19 protein-coding genes are annotated in these 23,844 nt (G+C 29.9%); 2 read left to right on the top strand and 17 right to left on the bottom strand.

The genetic code is table 4. The features are described 5' to 3' along the window. Positions 1-214: 214 nt before the first annotated feature. Genes MBOVPG45_RS00680 through MBOVPG45_RS00665 form a run of 4 tightly spaced genes read right to left on the bottom strand, consistent with a single transcriptional unit; the run spans position 215 to position 5,221 of the window. Positions 215-2,116, bottom strand: a complete 1,902-nt coding sequence (locus MBOVPG45_RS00680; protein WP_013455994.1) for a type 2 periplasmic-binding domain-containing protein — start codon at positions 2,114-2,116, stop codon at positions 215-217. Beyond that, entirely contained in the window at positions 2,103-2,996 is an 894-nt protein-coding gene (locus MBOVPG45_RS00675) for an ABC transporter permease (RefSeq protein ID WP_013456215.1), read from the bottom strand. Before MBOVPG45_RS00675 ends, MBOVPG45_RS00680 begins: the two co-directional genes overlap by 14 nt. Beyond that, positions 2,989-3,825: an ABC transporter permease gene (locus tag MBOVPG45_RS00670; protein ID WP_013456380.1), complete on the bottom strand. Its 837-nt coding sequence runs from the start codon at positions 3,823-3,825 to the stop codon at positions 2,989-2,991. The genes MBOVPG45_RS00675 and MBOVPG45_RS00670 overlap by 8 nt, the downstream gene beginning before the upstream one ends. Continuing rightward, positions 3,809-5,221, bottom strand: coding sequence for an ABC transporter ATP-binding protein (locus MBOVPG45_RS00665; RefSeq protein WP_013456016.1), 1,413 nt, complete (start codon positions 5,219-5,221; stop codon positions 3,809-3,811). The genes MBOVPG45_RS00670 and MBOVPG45_RS00665 overlap by 17 nt, the downstream gene beginning before the upstream one ends. Before the next feature lie 262 nt (positions 5,222-5,483). Here MBOVPG45_RS00665 and pepF point away from each other — a divergent pair, with 262 nt between their 5' ends. Beyond that, positions 5,484-7,325 carry an oligoendopeptidase F gene (gene pepF / locus MBOVPG45_RS00655; RefSeq protein ID WP_013456071.1) on the top strand — a complete coding sequence of 614 codons (1,842 nt, stop codon included), beginning with the start codon at positions 5,484-5,486 and terminating at the stop codon, positions 7,323-7,325. 58 nt (positions 7,326-7,383) lie between these two features. Here the strand turns inward: pepF and MBOVPG45_RS00650 are convergent, their stop codons facing one another. The 11 genes from MBOVPG45_RS00650 to MBOVPG45_RS00600 form a co-directional block, all read right to left on the bottom strand. Next, on the bottom strand, positions 7,384-9,771 hold the full coding sequence (locus MBOVPG45_RS00650) for a phosphoketolase family protein (protein WP_013456508.1): 2,388 nt from the start codon (positions 9,769-9,771) through the stop codon (positions 7,384-7,386). 182 nt (positions 9,772-9,953) lie between these two features. After that, positions 9,954-10,652, bottom strand: a complete 699-nt coding sequence (locus tag MBOVPG45_RS00645; protein ID WP_013456555.1) for a LemA family protein — start codon at positions 10,650-10,652, stop codon at positions 9,954-9,956. A 95-nt stretch (positions 10,653-10,747) separates the two neighbouring features. After that, entirely contained in the window at positions 10,748-12,565 is a 1,818-nt protein-coding gene (locus tag MBOVPG45_RS00640) for an MAG1210 family protein (RefSeq protein ID WP_013456281.1), read from the bottom strand. 115 nt (positions 12,566-12,680) lie between these two features. Further along, positions 12,681-13,052: an MG284/MPN403 family protein gene (locus MBOVPG45_RS00635; protein WP_226057194.1), complete on the bottom strand. Its 372-nt coding sequence runs from the start codon at positions 13,050-13,052 to the stop codon at positions 12,681-12,683. Between the two features lie 56 nt (positions 13,053-13,108). Continuing rightward, complete coding sequence (gene proS / locus MBOVPG45_RS00630; RefSeq protein ID WP_013456141.1) at positions 13,109-14,545, bottom strand: proline--tRNA ligase; 1,437 nt, start codon at positions 14,543-14,545, stop codon at positions 13,109-13,111. Between the two features lie 117 nt (positions 14,546-14,662). Continuing rightward, the gene (locus MBOVPG45_RS00625; protein ID WP_013456097.1) at positions 14,663-15,712 is read right to left on the bottom strand and encodes an aminopeptidase P family protein; all 1,050 of its coding nucleotides are present in this window, start codon (positions 15,710-15,712) and stop codon (positions 14,663-14,665) included. A 33-nt stretch (positions 15,713-15,745) separates the two neighbouring features. Then, positions 15,746-16,618: a GTPase Era gene (era, locus tag MBOVPG45_RS00620; protein ID WP_013456544.1), complete on the bottom strand. Its 873-nt coding sequence runs from the start codon at positions 16,616-16,618 to the stop codon at positions 15,746-15,748. An 11-nt stretch (positions 16,619-16,629) separates the two neighbouring features. Further along, on the bottom strand, positions 16,630-17,025 hold the full coding sequence (gene cdd, locus MBOVPG45_RS00615; protein ID WP_013455912.1) for a cytidine deaminase: 396 nt from the start codon (positions 17,023-17,025) through the stop codon (positions 16,630-16,632). A 2-nt stretch (positions 17,026-17,027) separates the two neighbouring features. Beyond that, on the bottom strand, positions 17,028-17,486 hold the full coding sequence (ybeY, locus tag MBOVPG45_RS00610; RefSeq protein ID WP_013456026.1) for an rRNA maturation RNase YbeY: 459 nt from the start codon (positions 17,484-17,486) through the stop codon (positions 17,028-17,030). Between the two features lie 28 nt (positions 17,487-17,514). Then, positions 17,515-17,901, bottom strand: coding sequence for an MAG1140 family protein (locus MBOVPG45_RS00605; RefSeq protein ID WP_013456267.1), 387 nt, complete (start codon positions 17,899-17,901; stop codon positions 17,515-17,517). Beyond that, positions 17,879-19,936, bottom strand: a complete 2,058-nt coding sequence (locus tag MBOVPG45_RS00600) for an Mbov_0121 family peptidase domain-containing ABC transporter (protein ID WP_013456341.1) — start codon at positions 19,934-19,936, stop codon at positions 17,879-17,881. Before MBOVPG45_RS00600 ends, MBOVPG45_RS00605 begins: the two co-directional genes overlap by 23 nt. 155 nt (positions 19,937-20,091) lie before the next feature. Between MBOVPG45_RS00600 and MBOVPG45_RS00595 the strand changes: the two genes are divergently transcribed. After that, the gene (locus tag MBOVPG45_RS00595) at positions 20,092-20,538 is read left to right on the top strand and encodes an RpiB/LacA/LacB family sugar-phosphate isomerase (RefSeq protein ID WP_013456546.1); all 447 of its coding nucleotides are present in this window, start codon (positions 20,092-20,094) and stop codon (positions 20,536-20,538) included. Positions 20,539-20,615: 77 nt separating this feature from the next. On the opposite strand, the gene MBOVPG45_RS00590 is transcribed toward MBOVPG45_RS00595, so the two are convergent. After that, positions 20,616-22,556: an Mbov_0119 family protein gene (locus tag MBOVPG45_RS00590; protein ID WP_013456551.1), complete on the bottom strand. Its 1,941-nt coding sequence runs from the start codon at positions 22,554-22,556 to the stop codon at positions 20,616-20,618. Positions 22,557-22,593: 37 nt separating this feature from the next. Beyond that, entirely contained in the window at positions 22,594-23,811 is a 1,218-nt protein-coding gene (locus MBOVPG45_RS00585; protein ID WP_013456012.1) for a DUF2179 domain-containing protein, read from the bottom strand. Between the last annotated feature and the right edge of the window lie 33 nt (positions 23,812-23,844).

Here is a 23,844-nt window from a genome sequence, read left to right as displayed (position 1 = left end):
TCACTGTTAAAATAGTTGTTGAAAAATAAGTATTTAAATTATAGTAAAAAATTAATTTTTTTTATTTATTTATTAAATTTTTATACACACATAACTAGGATTATAAAATGCTACTTACCTGGCTTTTTTATAGTGCTATTAGTAAAATAGTAAGCAAAATATTTATGCTTATGTAATAAGGAATGAAAAATTTAGCATATTAGCTAAACTTTTTTTAAGATTTTAATTTATTGTCATAATAAATATTAATTTCAGTCTGAACTTCGTGTGTTACTGGACTAATTGGAATATGCTTAACATGATATTTAAAGCCTTTTAAATCTTCTAATTTTTTATCTGAATCAGTTGATTTAAAGTCTTTAAAAGTATATTCACTTTCAATTTTGTATAAGTTTTTAAGATACTCTCTTTGGTATTCATTAAATGAATTACCATAACCAGGGAATTTATCTTCTGAAAACTCATTATCAAGAACATATTTATATAAACTTTGAATTGCTGGAGTATATCTTATGTAATCAAATGCAAAGTATGCTCCATATTTTTCATACCATTTATCTTTGTCCTTGTCAGCAGATACATTTTTTCTAGCTTTTTCAATATTATCAGAATTTCAAAATTCATCAGGCTGATCATATCCGGCGAATACTGTTTTATGCATTGCATCAATCATATCTTGCGCAACATTTTCTTCAGTTGAATTAGATATGACAAAGCCATCAACTAATAATAAGTTAACTGAAGGACGAATAAATCTTACAACACCATCTGGGACTTCTGAATTTTTAATATTATCTAATGAATAGAAGGCATCAACTGCATCACCATTATAGATAATAGCAACATTTGAACTTTTTGATGGATCTATTAATGAGTTAAGTAACTCTAGTCCATTACCATTAGTTCTTACTCTTTCAGTATCAGTGATTTTAAAGCCGGTTGAATCTTCAAACATATCAACAAACTGATCGATTAAATCTCTATAGATTTCTGTTCTTATCTTTTTATTAGTAATGTTTGTTTCTTCAGTTAAAACAGCCTCTCCAGTAGGTTGTGACACTCTTTTACCTGTTTTAGTATCTAATCTATATGAAGAACCGTAAATCATATTATCACGAACAGCATTTGTATATTGGTAGTACTTAAAGGCATCTTGTTCAGACTTTGCCCCATAAGGATTTCTAAGTAATTTTAGAGCTTCAGACATTGGTAAGTGTGAGTGCTCTTCAATCCTTTCTTGTCCTGTTTGCTTATCAACAACTTTTTCCTTGTACTTGTTGTTTGGGTTATTAAGAATTTCAATTATTTTTGAATTTATTTGTTTTTCAATGCCATTGTGAACTCCCGCAAAGTATTCACTAATGGCATTTTTATATTTAGCATCATAATCTTTTTTGGCTATTTCATAGTTCTTTTTGGCTTGCTCATCATCGTTATCATCAGGTTCTTTGGGAGCTTCCATATGAAATGGTTTAAATAATTTATTATACTTTGCTAATTTTTGTGGGTTATATGCAATAACCATATCTTGCATAAAGTAAGGAATGAAATAATCATATAAATGAAGTCTTTCTTCATATGGCAAGTCTTTTTGCTTTTTATTAGGGATAATTTTTCCGTTTTCATCAAAGACAGGAACATTTTCTAATAAAGCATCATAAGATTTAATATGTTCAAAAACAACAGGATTATAAATAACTTTGAGATTCTCTTCAGTAGATTTAGAATCGTCTCATTTTGCATTAAATATTTTCTTAAAGTCAGATCTTTTAAACTTTCTTAAAAGCGGTTTACCTTGATTGCTATTAATAATTAATTTTGTAGCCTGGCTATCGCTACCAATACCGCCTGCTGTTTTGTTAGTTAAAATGTCCCTAGTAAATTCATCCAATACAGCGAATTGCTTGTATTCAAATCTTTTACTTAATTTTTCTAAATTATATTCATCAATGTAGGCTTGATAGTTTGAGAAAACAGGCTTGAATACGCTTTTTGTATATTTGTATGAAACAGCACCGATTGCAACAGATGCTGCTGTGATGGCAGCTAAAGAGAATCCAACTTTTTTAGTTAGTACTTTAGACTTAAGAAACTGTGTAAATTTACTGCTTTTCATCACTGCCTCCAATTTCAAATAGAGCAGTTTTTGTTGATATTGCTTCCTTATTTTCCTGTTCTATAGCCTTTTTCGCTTTTTTGCTGCTTTTGTTAATTTTGATTCATTTGTAACTAATGTATATAACATTGAGTGCCAATACAATAATTAATAATGATGCTCCAACAACTAATCCTCATGCTCTAAATTCCCCTTCATACAATTTAGTGCCTAGTGTAGAAGTGTTAGAAACTGTTCTCAAAATAATAAAGTCATCAAAACTTAGGAATGCAGCAACTATAGCAGCAAAAAAACTAGAAGGTAACATATATACAAAGTATGTTTTAAATCATGCTCTGGTTTTGCTATATCCTAAATCTTGAGCAGCTTCAAAAAGCGAAGCATTAAATTTATCACTTCTAGGAAACATTAGTGTAATAGCATATGGAAGCGCCATTACTGTGTGACCAACAATACCACGAAATAGACCTTCACGTGTATTTACTAGTGCACCAAACAAGGCTGAAAATAGCAATGCAAGGCCAATAGCACTAATGTTATCAGGGTTAATCAAAGGCACGTTATTTGTTCCTAAAATTAGCTTGCTATATGCTCTATTTTTTTGTCTTCACATACCATAGCAAGTAAAAAGTGATATAGAAACAACTAAGGCAGAAACTGCAAAAGCAATTATTATTGAGTTAAGCAAGGCAACACCTCTACCTTCATTAAAGAATGTAGATCAGTTGTTAGTTGTGAAGCCATTTCAGTTTGTTCTAACAAACCCCTTACTACTTGGGTTATTAAAACTGAAAATTGCAGCATACAAAAGTGGGATATAGAAAGCTAATAAAATTATGTGGATATAAAAGCTTTTTAATACTTTAATTAACTTACTCATATCTTGCTCTCTTTCTTCTTTTGAATACTCTTGGCAAGAAGCTTATCAATGCGAATGTACCTATAAATATGACTGATACGACAATAACTAATGTAGTGCCAATTGCTACTTCATATTGGTTTGCAGGGTTGGTGTAATTATTAATTACTGTACCAATTAATTGGTGTTGCGAGCCATCTGGAAGTAATTTATCACTTATAACAAAGTTGGTAGCACTAGATAAGAAAATAATACCTAGGCCACTTAATATTGCTTTACTGCTGTATGGCAAAATTACTCTAAATAGTGTTCTAATTGGTCCGTTACCTAAGTCATGAGAAGCTTCAACAATATTTTCGGGCATATCTCTAAAGACTGAATAAAGTGGCATTATCATATATGGCAAGTTTAAGTAGGTTAAGCCAAAAATCATAAATCAAATTGCATTAAGATCGTTTTCTTTCGAAACAATAGTTAAGAAAAAGCCGCGTACTGCATAAATTTTTGCAATAGTAAATATTACTAATGGACTTAAAATAAGACTCATAGCATAAATTGGCATAATTTTGTTTTTGCTTCTAGCTACAAAATATGCATACGGCAATCCTATAACTAGACACAATAAAGCAGATATGATTCCAATAAATAAGCTTCTTCAAATTTTGGTTCAGGTTTTTGAATCCTTAACCAATTTAAACGAATCAAAAGTTGGATCAGCTATATGAATAACTGAGTTCACAATTATTAAAATAATTGGTAAAAACACTAAAAGAATGGCTATAAAAATGTAAGGAAGCAGGAATATTAATCTTCTGTTAAGACCTAAAGATGCTTTAATTCCTGAATTCATTAGAGCTATAGTCTCACTTGCTATCTTTATTCATTAAATGAATACTGTCAATTGTTCAACTAATATCCACAACATCATTTAGTTCAAATTTCTTAGCAGTCTCAACATAAATATATTCACCCATATTTAGCTTCACTTTTAGATAGTAATAGCTACCACGATAGGCAATATCTTGAATACTTCCTCTTAACTTTTCTTTAGTTTTCTTGCTTTCTTTACTCTTTTCAACTTCTTCATCTTCGTCAACTAAGATAATGTCGATGTCCTCAGGACGAATAAGAACATCAACTTCTTGTTCATCATTGAACTCATCATCATCATGAACTGTTTTAAATGTTTTTCCCAAAAGGTCTACTGTACAGTCTTCCTTGTTAAAAGTACCATTAAAAATATTTGAATCTCCTATAAATGAAGCAACCCATTTATTAACTGGATAGTCATAAATATTTTTAGGACTATCGTATTGTTCAATTCTACCACCACGCATAACAGCAACCATATCCGATAATTCTAATGCTTCATCTTGGTCGTGGGTAACGAAGATAAATGTTAGACCTAGTTTTTGCTGTAGGCTTCTAAGAAGCACTTGCATTTTTTGTCTAATCTTAGCATCAAGCGCACTTAATGGTTCATCTAGAAGCAAAATACTTGGTTTAATAATTAAACTTCTAGCTAATGCAACTCTTTGACGCATACCACCAGAAAGCTCACTAATTGATTTCTTTTCATTTCCCTCTAGCCCAACTAACTTAACAAAGTCTTTTACTAATTGATCAATTTCATTTTTAGTAAGTTTTCTTTTTAAAAATTTGTTTTCAAACGATTCAGTTTGCTGTTGAACATAATTTTCTCAATATGAGTAGTTAAAGTCTGATCTATCCAATCATTTTTGTCTTCTTCTGTAAGTTATTGTATTAGGCTTTAGTGTTTCCATTTCTTCAATGTATTTATCTTGCAACTCATCTAATTCTTGCATTTTCTTTTGAGCTAATTCAGTTCACTTAATTTTCTTTTCAGCAAGAATTCTTTCATATCTAGGATTTATAGTTTCTTTAGGAACTCTTTTAAGTGGTAAGCCAAATTTAATGTTGCCTTCAACATTTAAATGTGGAAACAATGCATAATCTTGAAAAATAGTTGATAAATCTCTTTTGTGAGGTGGCAAGTCCTTAATATCTAGACCATTAAACTGAATCTCGCCACGTGTGGTTTTTTCAAAGCCCGCGATTAATCTTAAAATAGTGGTTTTACCACTTCCTGAAGGGCCTAGTAATGTGACAAAGTCACCTTTTTTAATATTTAATTCGATGTTATCTAAAACAATTTTGCCATCGAATTCTTTGACAACTTCCTTAAGCTTAATAATGTAAGGAAGCTTTTCTTTTTTCTGTATCACAAATCCTCCTTAATATTTTTTAAAATTAAAAAAATACAAAAGGGGAGACTGTATCATATAAATTCTGACTATATTCAGTGACAAAAAAAGGCAATGAAGGATTTAGATCTTCATTGAATATCATAAGGGCTATTTTTAATCAATAACGGCTCTCTTGTATTACTTTTATTGTCATTTGTTTAATTATTTTATAATATATTTTATTTTTTATCAAAAGTTTAATTTTTATAGTTTTTTTTATTTTTTTTAAAAGGAAATAAATATGAAGCAATATCCTAGTTATGACAAAGTTAATGATGAATACAAATGAGACATAGAATCTATTTTAGAAGGTCAAAGTTTTGATTATTGGTTAGATAAATATGTAAGCGTTTTTAAACAACTAATTGAAATCAAGGATTCAAAATACAGTAGTATTGAATCTTTTATTGCTGGCCTAAAAATTAATGAACAAATGGAAATTGTGGCTAATAAATTACACAATTATATTTCTAATAAAACCAATATAAATCTAACAGATTCTAAAGCACAAGAAATGGCGCTTAAGTTTGACTCGGCTAACGAAGAATTAAACAAGCAATATGGATCTGAAATCAATAGATTTTTCAAAAATGCTGATAAATTAAGGACTTGAGTTAATGATGAAAGATTAAAATCATATAAAAAAATGCTTACTGACACACTAGATTCATTCAATCATAAGCTCTCTAATGATGTTGAAGATTACTTAACTGAAGTTGCTTTTGGTGAGCCTAACTTAGATGATGTTTTTAGTATTCTTACTGATGCAGAGCTTAGATATGATGATGTTTTAGATTCGAAAAATAAAAAGCATAAATTAGATCCTATTTCATATTCTAAGATGCTTAAATCTGATGATGCAACTTTACGTAAAAATGCTGTTTTACAGTATAGAAAAGCAAAATTGCAACATAAAGAATCACTAGCGAATATGCTTATTCAGACATTTAAAAATATTTCTGTAAATGCTAAAGTTAGAAAATATAAAGACTCAATCAATATGCTTACTTATGAAGATAAAGTAAATGATGAAATCTTACTAAAGTTATTTAGCAATATAGCATCACTAAAAAATGATATTGCTAAATATTGAAAGCATTATAAAAAGTACTATGAAGCACACTTTAATGAAAAATTTAGACCTTTATATGATGCTAATAGAGATATTTTTAAAGTTAAAAACAAATACAGCGTTGAAGAAGCAAAGGATATAGTCTATAATGCACTATTGCCATTTGGTTCTGAGTATTCTGACACTATAAAACAGGCTTATAAGGAAAAATGAGTTGACTTTATGAGTGTGAAGAATAAGCTTTCTGGAGCTTATTCAATTGGCAACAGTTATGGAATTGATAAAAAATTTATACTAATGAATTTTGATGGTGAGCTTAATTCAGTGGAAACCTTAGCTCATGAATTAGGTCACTCAATGCATTCATATTTTTCAGACAAAAATAATGATATAACTAATGCTAGTTATCCTATATTTTTAGCTGAAATTGCATCAATTTTTAATGAATTAATGCTTTATGACTACTTAATTGAAAAATCAAATAGTAAAATTGAAAAATTTACTATCTATGGCCACATAATCTCGGGCTTTTTTGGCACAACCGTTACTCAAGCTAAGTGAGCTAACTATGAGTATGAACTTTACAAAAAAGTTGACTTAAATGAAGTTACTCCAAATTATGAGGAAGTTTCAAAAATATACTATGAAACTCTCAAAAAATATTATAAAAAGCCTAGAAAATACAAAAAAGAAGAACAAATTGCAGCTGTAACAATTCCTCATTTTTATATGGGTTTCTATGTTTATAAGTATGCAATAGGTCAACTTGTGGCCAACCATTTCTACACTCAATATAAGATGTATGGAAAAGAATTTTTGAACAAGTATATAAACAATTTTCTTTCAGCAGGCAATAGAGATTATCCACTTAATACTTTAAAAAATATGGGAATCGATCTTACAAGCGATCAGTTTTATAAGTCAGGCTTTGCCCACTTTCATGAATGCTTAAACCAATGAATTAAATTAGGAAACGAGATTTTTTCTAAAGAAAAGAAGAAGAAAAAATAGGCTGCTTTGCCTATAAAACAGGGGTAAAAAAATATTGGTCAATGCCAATATTTTATTTTTATTTATATGGCGTTCACTCTCAAGCTTTAACTTCAGGCAAGTCCGTACCATACTCTTTAATATATGCTCTATGTTCTTTGATCTTATCTTCCATTATTTTTGCTAATTCATTTGCTTTTGCTTCACCTACAACTGGAACTATTTTTCTAGCAACATTAGCTGCCATATGGAACCTGTCCATTTCGCTAAGTAAACGAATGTCAAATGAAGTAGTTATATCACCATTTTCTCTATAACCATGAGTTATAAGATTATGATTAGAACGTAGGAAGAATATGTCTCTTAAAATTGCTTCATATCCATGGAAAGCAAATAAGATAGGTTTATCTTTTGTAAATATTTTGTCAAACTCTTTATCACTTAATCCTCTAGGATCAATACTTGGATGTCTTAATTTTAGTAAATCTAAAACGTTTACAAATCTAATTTTAAGTTCAGGGAAATATTCACGAAGATATGTTATTGTAGCCAGCGATTCAATTGTTGATTCAGTTCCAGAAGCAGCTACAACTAAATCTGGCTCTTCATTTGGCTTAATATTTGAAGCTCAGTCAATGATTTTAACGCCTTGTTCAACTAGTTCAATAGCTTCTTCTTTACTAAAGAATTGATGTCTTGGTTGCTTAGATGAAATAATTAAGTTTATAGCATTTCTCTCTTTAAGCGCTTTAGCCATTGTTGCAAGTAGAGTGTTTGTATCTGCTGGAAGATATTCTCTTATTAATTCAGGTCTTTTATCTGCCAAGTGTCCTATTAAACCAGGGTCTTGGTGTGTATAACCATTATGATCTTGTTGGAAAGCATTTGAAGTTGCTATAACATTAAGTGAAGGATAGTCATTTCTTCAAGGAATATCTAAAGCCTTTTTGACTCATTTCATATGTTGAGTAAGCATTGAATCAACTACTCTTAAAAATGATTCATATGAAGCAAAGACACCATGTCTTCCTGTTAAAACATAACCCTCAAGCATACCTTCAGCTTGGTGTTCTGACAGTTGTGAGTCAATAATTCTTCCTACTGGTGATAAAGATTCATCATACTTTTCATCAATTCTGTCTAATCATTGACGGTCAGTAACTTTGAACATTTCATAAAGTCTATTTGACTTGTGTTCATCAGGTCCTCAAACTCTAAAATTATCTTTGTTAAGCTTACTTAACTCACCTAGATATGTACCTAAAGTTACCATATCTTGATTAATAACTTTTCCAGGTTGCTTAATATCTAAGGCAAATTTGGTTCAATCACCTACATTAATTGCTCTAGGATTTATTCCACCATTAGCAACAGGGTTTTTGCCCATTCTTCTATCACCTTTTGGTGCAATTGTAGCTATTTCAGGCCTCAATTGGGCATTTTCATCAAATAATTCTTCTGGTTTATATGATTTTAATCAGTTTTCCAATGCATCAATGTGTTCCATTTTTTCTGCTGAAACAGGAACAGGAACTTGGTGTGCTCTAAAGCTCCCTTCTATTGCCTCATTATTTCATAACTTAGGACCAGTTCATCCTTTTGGTGATTTAAGAACAATCATAGGTCATTGTGGTCTTTTGGCTTTTTCTGCGCCATTTTTTCTAGCTTCAGCTTGATATTTTTTGATTAATTCAATGCTTGCATCTAAGGCTTTTGCCATTTCTCGATGCATATGTTCAGGCTCACTACCTTCAACAATAAATGGTTTTCAGCCAGCGCCAGAAAAGTATGAAGTTAATTCTTCATTGCTTCTTCTAGATCAAATTGTAGGGTTAGAAATTTTACCGCCATTAACGTGAAGAATTGGCAACACAGCCCCATCATTGGCAGGATTAATAAATGAGTTGATGAATCATCCTGCAGAAAGTGGACCAGTTTCTGACTCTCCATCACCAACAACAGTAGCGGCTATTACATCAGGATTATCTAAAATTGCGCCTGCAGCATGAGATAATGAATAACCTAATTCACCACCTTCATGTATAGATCCAGGACATTCAGGAGCAGCATGACTAGCTGTTCCACCAGGGAAAGAGAAGTATTTAAATAAATGTGTCATTCCCTTAATGTCTCTGGTTACATGTGGAAATAATTCAGTATATGAACCATCTAGATATGTATTTGAAGCAATAACTTGTCCACCATGACCTGGGCCACTTATAAAGAACATATTAAGATCATATTTATTTATTATTCTGTTTAAATGTGCATAAATAAAATTTTGTCCTGGTACTGTTCCTCAGTGACCAATTGGATAAATTTTTACATCATTATTAGTAAGCGGAGTTTTTAATAATGGATTATTTCTCAAGTACATTTGACCAACAGATAAATAATTAGCAGCTCTTCATCAAGCATCAACTAAGCTTAAATACTCTTTGCTATCATAATCGTGTGACTTTTTCATAATTCCTCCTTTTGAAGTTTTATTGATATACTCACAACAAGACTTTAAATATTTTTGGTATAAAAAATTATAATGTAAATTAAGGTGTTTAAAGTGCGGTCAAAAAAATATAAATTTTAATATGGAAATGATGCCTTTTTTAAAATGCATTAAAAAGACGGTCATTGCCGTCTTTGCGCATTTTAGGCCATAAAATTTGATCTGGCTTTTTCTTTAATTTCCCGACTAGCTGCAAATGGAATTCTGGTTGTGTATCCTTCTTTAGAAGCAACAATTGCTTTAGCTGGTCATTCAAAAATTGACTTGTTTCATAAGGTTACTACATCATTATAAAGATCTCTTGAAGCTGTAATTTCAGCCTGGCTTCTTCTATTATCGTCCATAACTTTCTTAAGTAAATCATGGGCTTTTAGTTCTGGATATCTTTCAAATTGCACATTTACAGATCTTAGTCCTTGAAGCCCTGAAACAACAGAATTAAAGGTTTCGTCAATGTCTTTAGCAACTAATGAACGATTACTTTCATTGATATTAAGTCCGCTTCTGTATGCTGTAACTTTTTCTAAAACATTTGTTTCAAATTGTACTGCTTCTCTTGCAATTGACACAGCATTAATCATAAGTTGAACTCTGTTTTCTAAGTAATTATCTACTGTTGACGATTGTGCTTGAACTTGTTGTTCTAATTTTTGCAAATAGTTTTTGGCTTTAATTTTTACAAATAAGAAAACTAAGCCTGGAATTATACCCAATAGTCATAGTATAACTTCAAATAGCGTTGATCTTCATGTTACCTTTGCTGGTATTTGTTTTTGAATGACATTAATGTCCCTACCTTCAGCATTAACTGGGCCTGTTAATTCATCTAATTGATTTGCCATATCTCTCCTTAAAACAGTTATTAATATAAAAATTATATAGCAATTTTCGTAAGTCTTTGGCTTTATATTACATTATGTAATATAAAGTGCAGAATCTAATTATCAAAGATTCTAACAGCGTTAGAAAGTACGCTAGCTTCAGTTAAAGGTGAATTTTCATCTCTAATTTCTTGTAGTACTTCATCAAATTCACTAATATATGAGCTCTTATTTTCATAGTTTTTGATTTTCCCAACTTTAATTACAAACTCATGATATTCAGGATCATATTTAGTTCATGGCACAGGGATGGTATGAAGTGCACCATCAGGTCCCAATTTTGTAACATAGTCAGTTTGCATTGTAGTTGAAAATCCTTGCGCTTCAACGCTAAATTCTTCGTCTCTATCCGTCACATTTCCAATTTCATTAATATTTACAACAAAATCAGTTTCTGTTCATGATGTATTAACTTTTTTACTTATTGCATCATAAGCAATTCTTTCTAACTCATAGTATGACAGCCTACTGTCATTTTCTGCATTAAGTGTTTGATCTTCAGATAAAACGTAATCAGGAACACTTAATAAAGGAGCTATACTAAAGTAAAATTCTCTAAAAAACTTAGTTAAGTTTTGTATAAATAATTCCGCAATTTGATCATAAGAGTATGACTCGCATTCAATAGATTTTTTGAATATTTCAGCATCCATTAGTAATTGAGTATTTTCAATTAAATTTACATTTCCTTGCTTTGTGAACTTAAAATTATCGCCATAACCGTTATTTTTATCAAGAAGTAAATTCACCATATTCTTCTGTGCTATAGGAGTAAACATCATACGGAACTCTTTTTCATCATTTCTGTTTAATGCGTTGAACAATACTTCAAACTTTGTGTTATTCATTGCTCTAAATGAATTGTTACTTGCAATTGATTTTTCAGTTAGTTTAACTAATTCATCACTGTTTTTCTTCACAAATTTTTCTATTTCGCGTTCATTCATTGCATTGACACTAGTAGGCCTTCTGAAAAAGTTTAGATTCGTGCAAACATTAGTCCCGAAAAGTAAAAAATTATCATCGCTAAATTCTGGAGCTGGTTTTGTGACAGTAGCAGTAAGAACTTCTGATCTAACTCTGCTTTTGGTTTCGTTTCCTGCTGTATAAATTTCAGTCCAAGTTACAACAATTGACCCTTCATATTCTTTATCAACATACTTTCAGCCACGCTTGCCGACAAAAATAAATGGAGAGTTAAATAAGGTTCCACTTAAAATTGAATTGCAATATGTATTTTCATCCTTACCTAAAAGAATTTTTCCGCCATATTCGTCAATAAATTCTCTATGCCACTCAGCCATTAAGTATTTGTTTAATTTAACTTCCGGCATAGTTTTTTGCAAAATTTCTTCCTTAATGCCGTGCTTTAGTAATAAATTATTCAATGGCTTAATTGCCTCAATTACAGCATCATATGCCTTTTTTTCGTTAATTCTGTCTCTAATTAATTGTTTTCTATTTTTTAAGTATCTTATTAAAAATAATCCAAGAGAAAGACCCATCAAAATTGCACCTAATATTGGTGAAACAATCACGCTGACTAAATCACTTGTACTATATGACTTATCATTTATGTGTGGCAATATTTGTAGTCACAAAACAAGCCCAAATCAAACAAATAGTAAAATGGCAATGACAAAAAAGGCTATAAATAAGCCTAGGAAAGATTTGGTTGCTTTTTGTGTCTTGCTCTTCTTTATTGCGGTATTTTCATATTTTCTAGCTAAAGATTTACACTCATCTTTAGAAATTCCTGACTGTGCAACAGCATTCTCAAAATACTCTTTTGCATTCTCAATAAATATATCTTTTAGTGGCAAATAATTCGAATTAGGATCATAGTTTGCTCAAATTGTTTCGGAAATACTCATATTTCAAGCTCCCTTTTTGTATAGTATTTTTATTATATAAAATTTGTAAAAAATTATTCTGCTCAATTGCTTCTATATAAGAAAAGCAAAAGACTTCATCTCTTGCTTTTTGGTGCTAAATAATAGTTTGATCTTTATCTAAATAGTATGCTAAAAACTCGTTTACTGCATTTTTGCGATACTTATAATATGTTGTTTTTGAGTAAAATTCTTCATACCAGTAGTTGTTCTCTTTTTCTAAAAATTCTTTGGTAATCAAATGCTTATAATTATCTTCTAAGCACTCTAATGCCCTGTTGAACTTTTCTGAGAAAAAAGAGCGTCCAGTATAATTCATCTTATTTCTGTCACTAGAAAACAAAGAACTTTTTTCATCTAATTTAGCACGTGCTTTTTCAATTCTGCAAATTGTTGCAACAAACTTGTATTTTTCTAAGTCTGTCATTGTATAGTTTAAAACATTATGAAGCGATATGCCATTCATCATAAATTCCTCATGTCATCATAATTTATGAAAATAAAACCGCTATCAATAGTTAATAACTAATATGCTTTAGCAAAAATTACATATTTATTAGTTTGCGATCTACAGCCTTCAAAAATACATTTATTAGATTTTCCAGGTTTTAGATTTTTTCTAGGAATGCATCTAGTAGTTGCGCCTGTTTCATCTTTGATTTGTTTTTCGGCTTCTTCAGCACAGCAAAATGGGGCTAAAACGAACTTATTTTCCTTAATTTTTTCTTTAAACTCTTCATAGTTATCGACAAGGACAGTATTTTCATCTAATTTCTTCTTTGCATTTTCATAAAGATTATTATGAATTTGAGCAAGTAATTCACGAACCTTGCTTTTCACTTCTGATATATCAACTATAGTTTTTTCTAAGGTGTCCCTACGAACTATAGTGACAGTTTTATTTTCTAGATCTTTAGGGCCAACTTCAATCCTAAGTGGTACACCTTGAATTTCAGAATTTGAAGCTTTATATCCAGGAGATTTGTCAGTTGAATCCAGCCTTACTCTGAACTTTCTTTCTAATTGTTTTACTAATTCTTGACAAAAATCATGAACTCTTGGCTGCTTATTAGCAAATAATTCTAAAATATCAACTTGAACAGGAGCAACTTTAGGAGGAATAATAATTCCCCTGTTATCACCATGGGTCATTATAATTGCGCCTAATAACCTTGTAGAGACACCTCATGATGTTTGATATACAAATTCATCTTCATTTTTATCATTTTTAAAAGATATTTCAAATTTCTTAGAAAAGTTTTGTGCTAAATAGTGACTAGTCCCTGCTTGCAGTGCCTTGCCATCTTTCATCATAGCTTCAACTGTGTATGTAGAGCAAGCGCCGGCAAATTTTTCGTATGGAGTCTTTTTACCAATAATAGTTGGTATTGCTAAATAATTTTTTAAAAATTTAGCATAAACATTGATCATATCGCGCGTTAGTTTTCTAGCTTCAATTGCACTTTTATGACATGTATGACCTTCTTGTCATAAAAATTCTCTGTTTCTTAAAAAAGGGTTTGTTGTCTTTTCTCATCTAACCACATTTGCCCATTGATTGTATAAAATTGGTAGATCCTTGTGAGAAACAATCATTTTTTTAAATAAATCAGCAAATAAAACCTCAGATGTTGGTCTTACATAAATTTTTTGTTCTAAATCTTTGTCACCTACTTTAGTTATTGTTGCTAATTCAGGATTAAAACCAGCTATATGCTCTTTTTCTTTGGCTAATAACCTGTCTGGAATAAATAAAGGAAGATAAACATTTTGAATTTTTAAGGAATTAAAAATTCCATTTAATGCTTTCTGTATTTGCTCTCATATGCCAAATGAATTAGGTTTAAAAATCATTGTTCCCTTAACTGGACCATACTCAATCAAGTTTCCTTGTTTCACAACATCAGTATATCATCTAGCAAAATCTAATTCTAAAGGTGTTATCTTTTCTAGTTCTTTCATAGTGATATGAATTTTATTAAATATTTAGCAAAAAGTTAAAAAACTACTCATTATTTAGTAGAAATTGGGCACTAAAAGCATAAAAAAGAAGGCTTATAATTTCTTGTTTTGCAACTTTTACATTGCTTCTTCTGGACGTGTCAGAACACGATGACCATCAGCTGTTACTAATACATCATCTTCAATTCTTGCACCACCTAGACCTGGAATGTAAATACCTGGCTCAACAGTAATAATCATTCCTTCTTCTAAAATGTAATCACTGTGTGAACTCACATTAGGAAGTTCATGTACGTCAATACCTAGTCCATGGCCTGTTGAGTGAACAAAATATGATCCATAACCTTTATTTTGAATGTAATCTCTACAAATTTTGTCAATATCTGAAGCTTTAATGCCTGGCTTAACAGCCTCGCGTCCTAAACGAGCAGCTTCCTTAACAATTTCTAATATTTTTTCTTGTTCAGGCTTGTCGCTTACATTTTGTCTTCCTAAAATAACTGTTCTAGTTATGTCAGCGCTAAATCCTTTGTATAATGCACCAAAGTCAATTTTTAGTAATTCACCATCACGAATTCTTCTATCAGTTGGATGATGGTGAGGTTCAGCAGAGTTAGGCCCTGAAGCAACAATTTCATCAAAACTTTCTTTTTGTGCACCATATAATTTCATTAAGTGGTTCAATTTTGTTGCAATTTGCTTTTCAGTCATACCAGGAATAATTCAGCTTATTAATTTTTCATATGCTTTTAATGAAATATTAATAACTTCTTGCATTGCTTGAATTTCTTCTTCACTCTTCTTGATTCTTAATTCTTGTCCCTTAATGAATGCAATTGTCTTAGGATTAATTAATTTAACTAATCTGTCAAATTCATCATAAACTATGTAGTCTTTTTCAAAAGCAACTTTTTTATAGCCTTTTTGGTCAAAAAATTCCTTTAGAGATTTTCCAGCTAATAATCTAACTTCTACATTTTTTGCATTCTTTTCACAATATTCAATGTATCTGCTGTCAACAAATAAATATGCTTTATCTTTTTCAATAATAATGTAACCATCAGTGGTTTGAACATTTGAATATCATAGTCTAGTCTGTGGGGCTGATGACACTATGCAGTCTACGTTTTTTTCAGCAAATATTCTGTCTAACAATTGTCTGTTCATAATAATTCCTTCTATTTAAAAGATCTCTATATTTTAATTATAGCCAAATTTTTTTAGCGCACTTTTGTCATTGATCCATTTATTAGAAACTTTTACCTTTAAATTAAGTGTAACTTTACTATTGAACTGATGGCTCATTTTCATTCTAGCATTGGTGCCAATTTTTTTAATCATTGACGCCCCTTTGCCAATTAAAATTCCTTTTTGCGAATCTTTTTTAACATAAATTATGGCGTTAATTGTTATTCTGTCCTCTTCTTCAATAAAATCCTGCACTTCTACAGCAATTGAATGCGGCAATTCGTCCGTTAAAAGATTTATAGCGCTTTCACGAATGTATTCTTTAGCCATAAATCTCATTGATTTATCTGTAATATAGTCTTCGTCGTAAAATGGAGGAGCTTCGTATGAATACTCCTTTAATATTTCAATTAATGAGTCAATTGATTTGTCATTTTTATTAGAAACAGAAATGATTTTTTGAAAATTGAATTCTTCTAAGCTCTTAATTTTCTTAGAAATATCGTCTGGTGATTTAGCTAAATCAATTTTTGATATTACAGCAATTTTATTTTTTGAATTAGCAATTCTTTCTAGAATTAATTTATCCCCTGACTTAATCTCTTCATTTACGGGGGTTAAAAATAAAATGCAATCAATGTCGTTTATTGAGCTAAATGCTTCTTTGTTTAATGACTCCCCTAGCAAATTCAATGGTTTATGAATTCCGGGCGTGTCAACAAAAACAAACTGATAATCATTTTCAGTGTACACTCCCATTATTTGATCTCTAGTTGTTTGCGGAACGTTAGATACAATAGCAAGATCATATTTAATAATTTTGTTTAATAATGAGGATTTACCAACATTTGGACGTCCTAAAATACTAATAATACATACCTTCATAACTAGACCAACTATGATTTAATTTGCTCGGTTCTTATTGGATAAGGAACTAATTCTATTAATTTATTTACTCTTACTTTATCACCAGAATTATTATATTGGTAAATTAGCGAATCATCTCCCATAAATTCAGATAACACTTGTCTGCATCCTGCACATGGCGAAATTATTTCGTTGCTTGAAGAAATTATATGAATTTCTTTAAAAGTACCCACTTTTGCACCATGAGCAACTGAACCAAATAAAGCTGATCTTTCAGCACACAAACCAGAAGGGAAGGCTGCATTTTCTACATTAACTCCTGGATACTCTTTACCCTCTTCACTAATTGCTATTGCCGCTACTTGAAAGTGAGATCAAGGACAATATGCATACTTTAATAATTCTTTCAATTTATCAACCATCATTTTTACTCCTCCCTTGTAATATTTAGTGGATCAAATATTGCATCTACCATCATATTCATTGCAACTCTTTCATCCTCAAGTTCATGATCATAACCCATTAAGTGAATTAGACCATGAGCATATAAATAACAATATTCTCTGCGTAAAGAATGACCAAATTCTTTAGCCTGTTCTTCTACCTTTTCATGGCTTATTACAAGCTCACCTAGTGGTAAAAAAGGCATATCTTTGTACAGACTTTTATCCCCAAAATCGAATGATAAAATATCTGTAGCGTAATCTTTTTGCCTATATTGCTTATTGAGCTTTTTAATTTTCCTATTGTTCACAATAGATACATCAACTGATATTTCTTTGCTATCTAACTTAAAATAGGATTGCAAATTGCGTAATATTTCCTCATATTCATCTTTAAAATTGAAAGAGTTGCCGTTTTCGATGTTTACATTAACAATAACCATAATATTATTATAATAAATTCATCTTTTATTACTTGAATAGAAGTTCAAATAGGGTTGTTTCCCCTAAGTGTATAATGCCATCAATATTCATATCTTTTCTTAATAATTGTCTAAGAGTGTCATCATAGCTAATAAAATCAATTTGAGCGCTATCCTTTAATATTTTTATACCTGAAATATTTATGTTATATGCTTTTTCATTAATTTTTAAAATAATTTTCTGACCTTGTTTTAATGAATAAAATAATTTGTTGTTACCCAACAAGTACATTCTATTTTTGCTATCTATATAAAGATTTATTTTTTCTGTTTTCTCTATTTTATAGTTAAATATGAAAATTAATAAGATTATTGACGCAACTAGAACTAAGGCAAGTCAGAACCAAATTCATCTAGATATTTTTGTTAATTTCATCGAAATTTACTTCCTTGCCGCGATGCACGAAATTATTACTGTGACTTATCTCAATAAATAGTGCTTCTTTTTGATAATCTCTGATTGCATTTTTGAGCATTAGAGCATTATCAGAACTAATGTTTTCAAACGCCTCATCTAACATCACAACCTTATATTTTTTGGTAAGCAACCTAAACAATAGTATTATTTGCTTTTGACCACTTGATAGATTAGAAGCATTATTATAGATTTCTGTATTTAAATTTATGTTTGCATCGCTAATAATATTTACTAATCCATAATCCCTTATATTGTTGTTCAGAACAAGTTCTTTTTCTCTATTGCTGTCTGATATAAAGTCAATGACTTTCATATTTGGAATATAAATATCATTAGATATGTAAGTTATATCATCTAGAAATTCCTCGAAATTGATTTGTTTTTGATTTATTCCATTAATCAAATATAAGCCAGAATAGTTATCGAAATCACCTTTTATAAGCTTCATTAATGAACTTTTTCCTGAGCCATTTTTCCCTTTCAAACAGACATTTTGGTTTATTATTATATTTTCAAAATCTAGTATATTGATGCCTTCTTCATGACCAAATTTAACTCCCTTTAATTCAATGTTTTCAACTTTACTAACAGATAGCCCATTGTCAGCAATATGCTTATACGGCAAGTTAAACACAAAGTTTATTTGATCAATATACTTTTTGATTAAGGATTTGGATGATAACAATCCAGATATTGACAATAATGGATTTATGAAGAAGCTGACACTAGTTAGAAACATCATCATATCACCATTTGTTAGTTTGTTTCTTATGATTAAAAAAGTTGATACAAAAATGATGGTATTAGAAATGTTTCCTACAAAAATATTGTTAAATAGATTATTATTTGAGCCCGTTTTATAGATTTTTTCGTCTGATTGTTTATTTTTAATTGTTCTCTTATATTGAGAAAGTCATATATTGTTAAAATAACTTCTATCACTAAAATTATCTTTTGAGTTTATATAATCTATATCTGCTTGAATTTTTTTAGTAGCCACATTAATTGAATAGTTATGCAAGTTTTCTAACTTACTTTGATAAATAAAATTTGCAATAATTATCAGAATAACTATGCAAACAACCATAGCAAATAATAAATAGTTCAGTCATATTAGTAACAGTCCTGAAAGCATTAAACTAAGAATCTCACTTATAAATGTATAAGCAAAATTTGCTTGAAATTCACTTATGTGCTGAATGTATGCTGCGCGCTTAAAATATTCAGAGTTGTTAAGCTTATGAAGATTATTTAATGAAGTGTTTTTAAGTTTGAGAAAAAATTCAGTGCTTAATTTTATGCATATTTTGTTGCTAATTTTATTAACTATATATGACTTAAAATACTGATTTATAGCTTTTAGAATACTGATTCATACAAAAAGTATAAACACAACAATAATTGTTTTGTTCAGAAAATTTGGAAGTATGAAATCAAAAACTATTTTTATAAAAAAAGATGAAGAAAAAGATAACAGCAAGTTTATAAATGTTGAGATTAGTAAAGGATATGCATAATCCTTATTCGCAATTAAACTTTTTATTCTATTGTCAATGACAAAGTGACTTTTGCCCTTAGTAAATTTCAATGGAGACACTAAAACAACAACATTTGCATATTGCTCTTTTAATTCTGATTCATTCATTTTTATTAATCTGCCATACTCAGGATCTAATATAAAAAACTTGCTTTTTCTTATTTTTAATAGCACCACATAATGACTATATCCATTTCGATTAAGAAGTAATATAAGTGGCATATCTTCATTATTTAAGGATGTTAAAGCATTAAAATCACCTGAATATGAATCAAGCTTAATACCATTGTCATTAGCTATGCTTTTTAAATTAAACAAACTTATGCCATCTTTGCCATATGAACAATTAATTTTTAAATAATTTATGTCAATGTCTTTGTGATGATAATAATTTATTAAATAACTTAATACGTGCAAGCCACAATCTCTTTGATCTTCCTGTTTACTTATTCTCATACCTTTAAATATTGATATCTTGCTTAAATTTTAAAAAGCGAAAAATTTTGGGAAAAATAGCCTATTTTTCCCAGGGACCATAATTTTAAGTCGCACAAACAATGCATACTGTTTTTGTTGTAAAATTTTTTTATAAAAAATTACTGGAGCAAATAATGAAAAAAGGTAAAGTTGTTTTGGCTAGCGACCATGGTGGTTGCGATTTGAAAAATGAGATCAAAAATTATGTAAATGATTTAGGATATGAAACAGTTGATTTAGGACCTGAAGATAGTTCAAAGTCTATTTCATATGCTGAACAAGGCCATAAGTTAGCTAATTATTTATTAGACAATAAAGATGTCTCATTTGGGATCGGCTTATGTGGTACTGGTTTAGGTATTTCTTATGCATTGAATAGACACAGTGGCATAAGAGCCGCTAGAATAACTTCTGTTGAGGATGCCAACCTTGCTAAATTACACAATAATGCTAATGTAATAGTAATGGGTGGTAGACAAGTAAACATTAATCAAGCTAAGGCAATGATTGATGAGTATATAAATACAGAATATGAAGGTGGTAGACACCAAGCTAGAATTGATCAAATTGATAAGTATTAAGAAACAAAAAAACACATATGGGAGTTAACATATGTGTTTTAATTTGCTAATTATGCTGTTTTATAGGTAAATAATAACTATTTAAGTTTGTTACCATCATAGGTTTTTTCTATTTCGGGTGGTTCGATATAACTATCTTTAGTTTTATTAAGCTTATGCAACTCACTTGCTAAGTATTGATACTTATCAATTGATCTAATCGTAAATTTTTCGCCTTTTTTGCTGTAAATAATTGGACTTTCTAAGATAAATGACCCTTTAGTGTTGGAGTGCAATGCCGAAAACTCATCTCACTCTTTATTAAAATACGTGTATGTAAAAGGCAATATATGGCCATTATTAAAAACTGTTGTATATGTTTTATCTTCCTGCGCATCATCCCAGGTTAAATCAATATATCTTAGTTTGCCATCAGTTTTAGAACGATATACATTTCAAGCATGAGGTTCTTTTGTTTCTAATTTTATAAATTTATCAGTTTTTTCATCATATTTATATCTAAATACATCTCCAGTTTGGTAGCCTATATCTATATTTAGAAATAGCCCATATAGAGTAAGTAATCTAGCATAGGTTTCGCAGACACCTTTAATTTTTTCTTCATATGATTTTACTTTTGATAATACTCCAGGATTACGCATTGCTAGATTGATCTCGCCTGTCCTAATTTCTTCATTTAAAGCTTCAATGTCATAGTTAATTTTTCAAGTTATAAAATTATGCAACGATCTAAGTTTTTGCTCTTCATTGAAGTTTTTTGAAATTAAATAAGGGATAGTAGACAAAACATACTCTTTAAGTTTTTTTCACTCTTCTCTATTGTGACGGTAAACTAATGAATTTGCGTAAATAACTTTTGAAAGATAATTCTGACCATTAATAAGATTTGGTAAAGCATAATTATATGTAAAAAAGTTCTTATGATCCTGTGAATTAGCCGGATAGGCAAAATATCCTCATGGACCTATAGCTTCAGTTGTTCTAAATGCAGAATAACCTAAAGCCCACTCTTCTTCTTTTAAGTTTGTCTTATTTGCTTTAAATGCATCGATAAATTTACTGATATCAACCTTGCTAAGATCTGAATATTCAGAATATTCAAATTTTTCTGCTTCATTAAATTCTGCCGAACTTATGTCTTTTTGATTCGGTTTATGTAAATACAAACCACCATCAGTAATCAACTTATGTCTTAATTTTTTGATCTTTTCAGTTGGCGAGTTTTTTATAAAATCAATTTTTGTAAGATCTGGAGTATAGCCATCAATTTCAGGATTAAATGCTAAGTCTTTATTCTTGTCCAAAATTGCTAAAAATGTCTTTGTTTCATTTACCATTCACTTGGCAAAGTTATAATTTTGGATTTCCTTTTCTGCCCCTGAATAAGCCAGGCAAAATTCTTTAAATTTTTCTCAGCCATTTTCCTTAGTTAGAAAGTTTTCTACAAAATAACCAAAATGTATTTTATTTCTGTCATAAACTACTGTTTCCCCTTTAGGAGTTGCTTGAAAATTACCTGAATCATTTTGTAAATTAATCCAATTGGTCAAAATGGTTCAGTATAATTTATTATGTTTATATAAATCTATATAACTGTCTATTTTCTTAACAAGAGGTATTATGCCTTTGCTTTTTGACCCTTCAAAAATTTCAATTAGCTCATATCATAATTCCCTTAATTCTGTACTTTCACTACTCGAAATTTCTTTGTTTCTTGCTGGGACACTTTTACTTCAAAATCCATTTTTTAGTTTTTGGCTAGACACTTGGATGCTGTTTCGAGAAATTTCTGACTTTATAGGACCAAATTTATAGGCTATATCTTCAACTTTATCATTTTCATCATCTGGTTCATTAATTGCTATAGCAGATCTTTTATCAGTTATTTTTACAGTAGTGTTGTCAGATTTATTGCTAACTAAATCTTTATTAATCGCTAAATCAATGCATGAAGTTAGAAAAATTGGCGCTGTTAATAATGGAGAAAGTAGAAATAATTTACTTATTTTTTTAGCCATTGCTTTACTCCTTGATATCTTACTACTAGTATTAATTTTACTGTTTATCCTTATTTACAATACTGGAAGTATATATTGTACCCTTCATTCTCTTTATGTCGAACATACAAATCATTGCATTAGAATCAACTTCATTAATAATTTTTAAGGCGACAGCTGATTCTATATACATTGTGTTTATAATTAGCACTTGTTGCGTTTCGCCACTATAACCTCCTGTAAAGTCAGCTATAGTTACAGAAAATCTTTTATCCTTGAGCGCAAAAATTCTATCTAAAATTTCTTCAGGTTTTGATGTATAGGCTTCTATCTTTACCATTTTATATTTGGGGAATAAAATATCAACAACAATCCCATTAACTAAAATTAAAATGAATGAACTGGCAAAACTAGCATTAAAAAATATTTCTACATTTCAGTTCTTGGATGCTAGTCCAGATGGAATATATGTGCCTATTGCATTGGCTAATAATAAACAAGCAATATGAATTACTATGTAAATTATTCCTAGGTTTTTAAACTTCTTTTGCGAGTATCAAACTACAAAAATATCAAATCCTGCTGTTGTGGAATTCACAATTAATAATGAAGCTGCTAAAGCTCCTTGTATTATTGCCCACAATAAGCCATAAAACATTATAGAAATTGGATTATTGCCATTTTGTCCAGAATAATTTACAGCTCAAGTTGTGATCTGAACAATGCTATTTGGCTGATTTATAGCATTCTTAGTAAAATTGCTATCTATAACTTTACCTAGAATTAATCAATTTTCTGATCCGGGAATGCTACTAAAAGCTATACCAAAAATAGTGGCAAAAAGCATAAAAAGCATAGTTAAAATAGCAAAATTCCTATTGATTTTTATGCTAGCAAAAATAAATAGTGGAATATTGATGACAAAATTTATCATCCAGAAACAAACGTTAAAAATTAATCTTGCCATTTGTTCACTTCTGCCATCATAAATTGCTAAAAATGAAGCTAAACGCGCAATGCTTTGGCTAAGAGCATCGAGCCCTAAACCATATAGTCCTGTGTTTTGTACTAATAGCAAGCTTATAAATGAAAATAAAAATGAAATAATCAAGACAGCTATAGACTGCTGTCAAAATTTAGTTAATGTATGTAAAAAAGAAAAATGCAGAACTTTTTCTTCGACTTTGATTCTATTTATTTCATAAGTAGAATTTTGATCAATAGTCCTTTTGATTTTCTCTTGTTGTTTTAGTTTTTCATTCTCAATATTTTTCATATCTAATTAAAGTATATATTTTTAGAATATATG

This window comes from Mycoplasmopsis bovis PG45 (assembly GCF_000183385.1).
In the GTDB taxonomy this organism is placed as follows: domain Bacteria; phylum Bacillota_I; class Bacilli_A; order Mycoplasmatales; family Metamycoplasmataceae; genus Mycoplasmopsis; species Mycoplasmopsis bovis.
The sequence above is the reverse complement of the archived record's forward strand: the minus strand, read 5'-3'. Positions and strand labels throughout refer to the sequence as shown.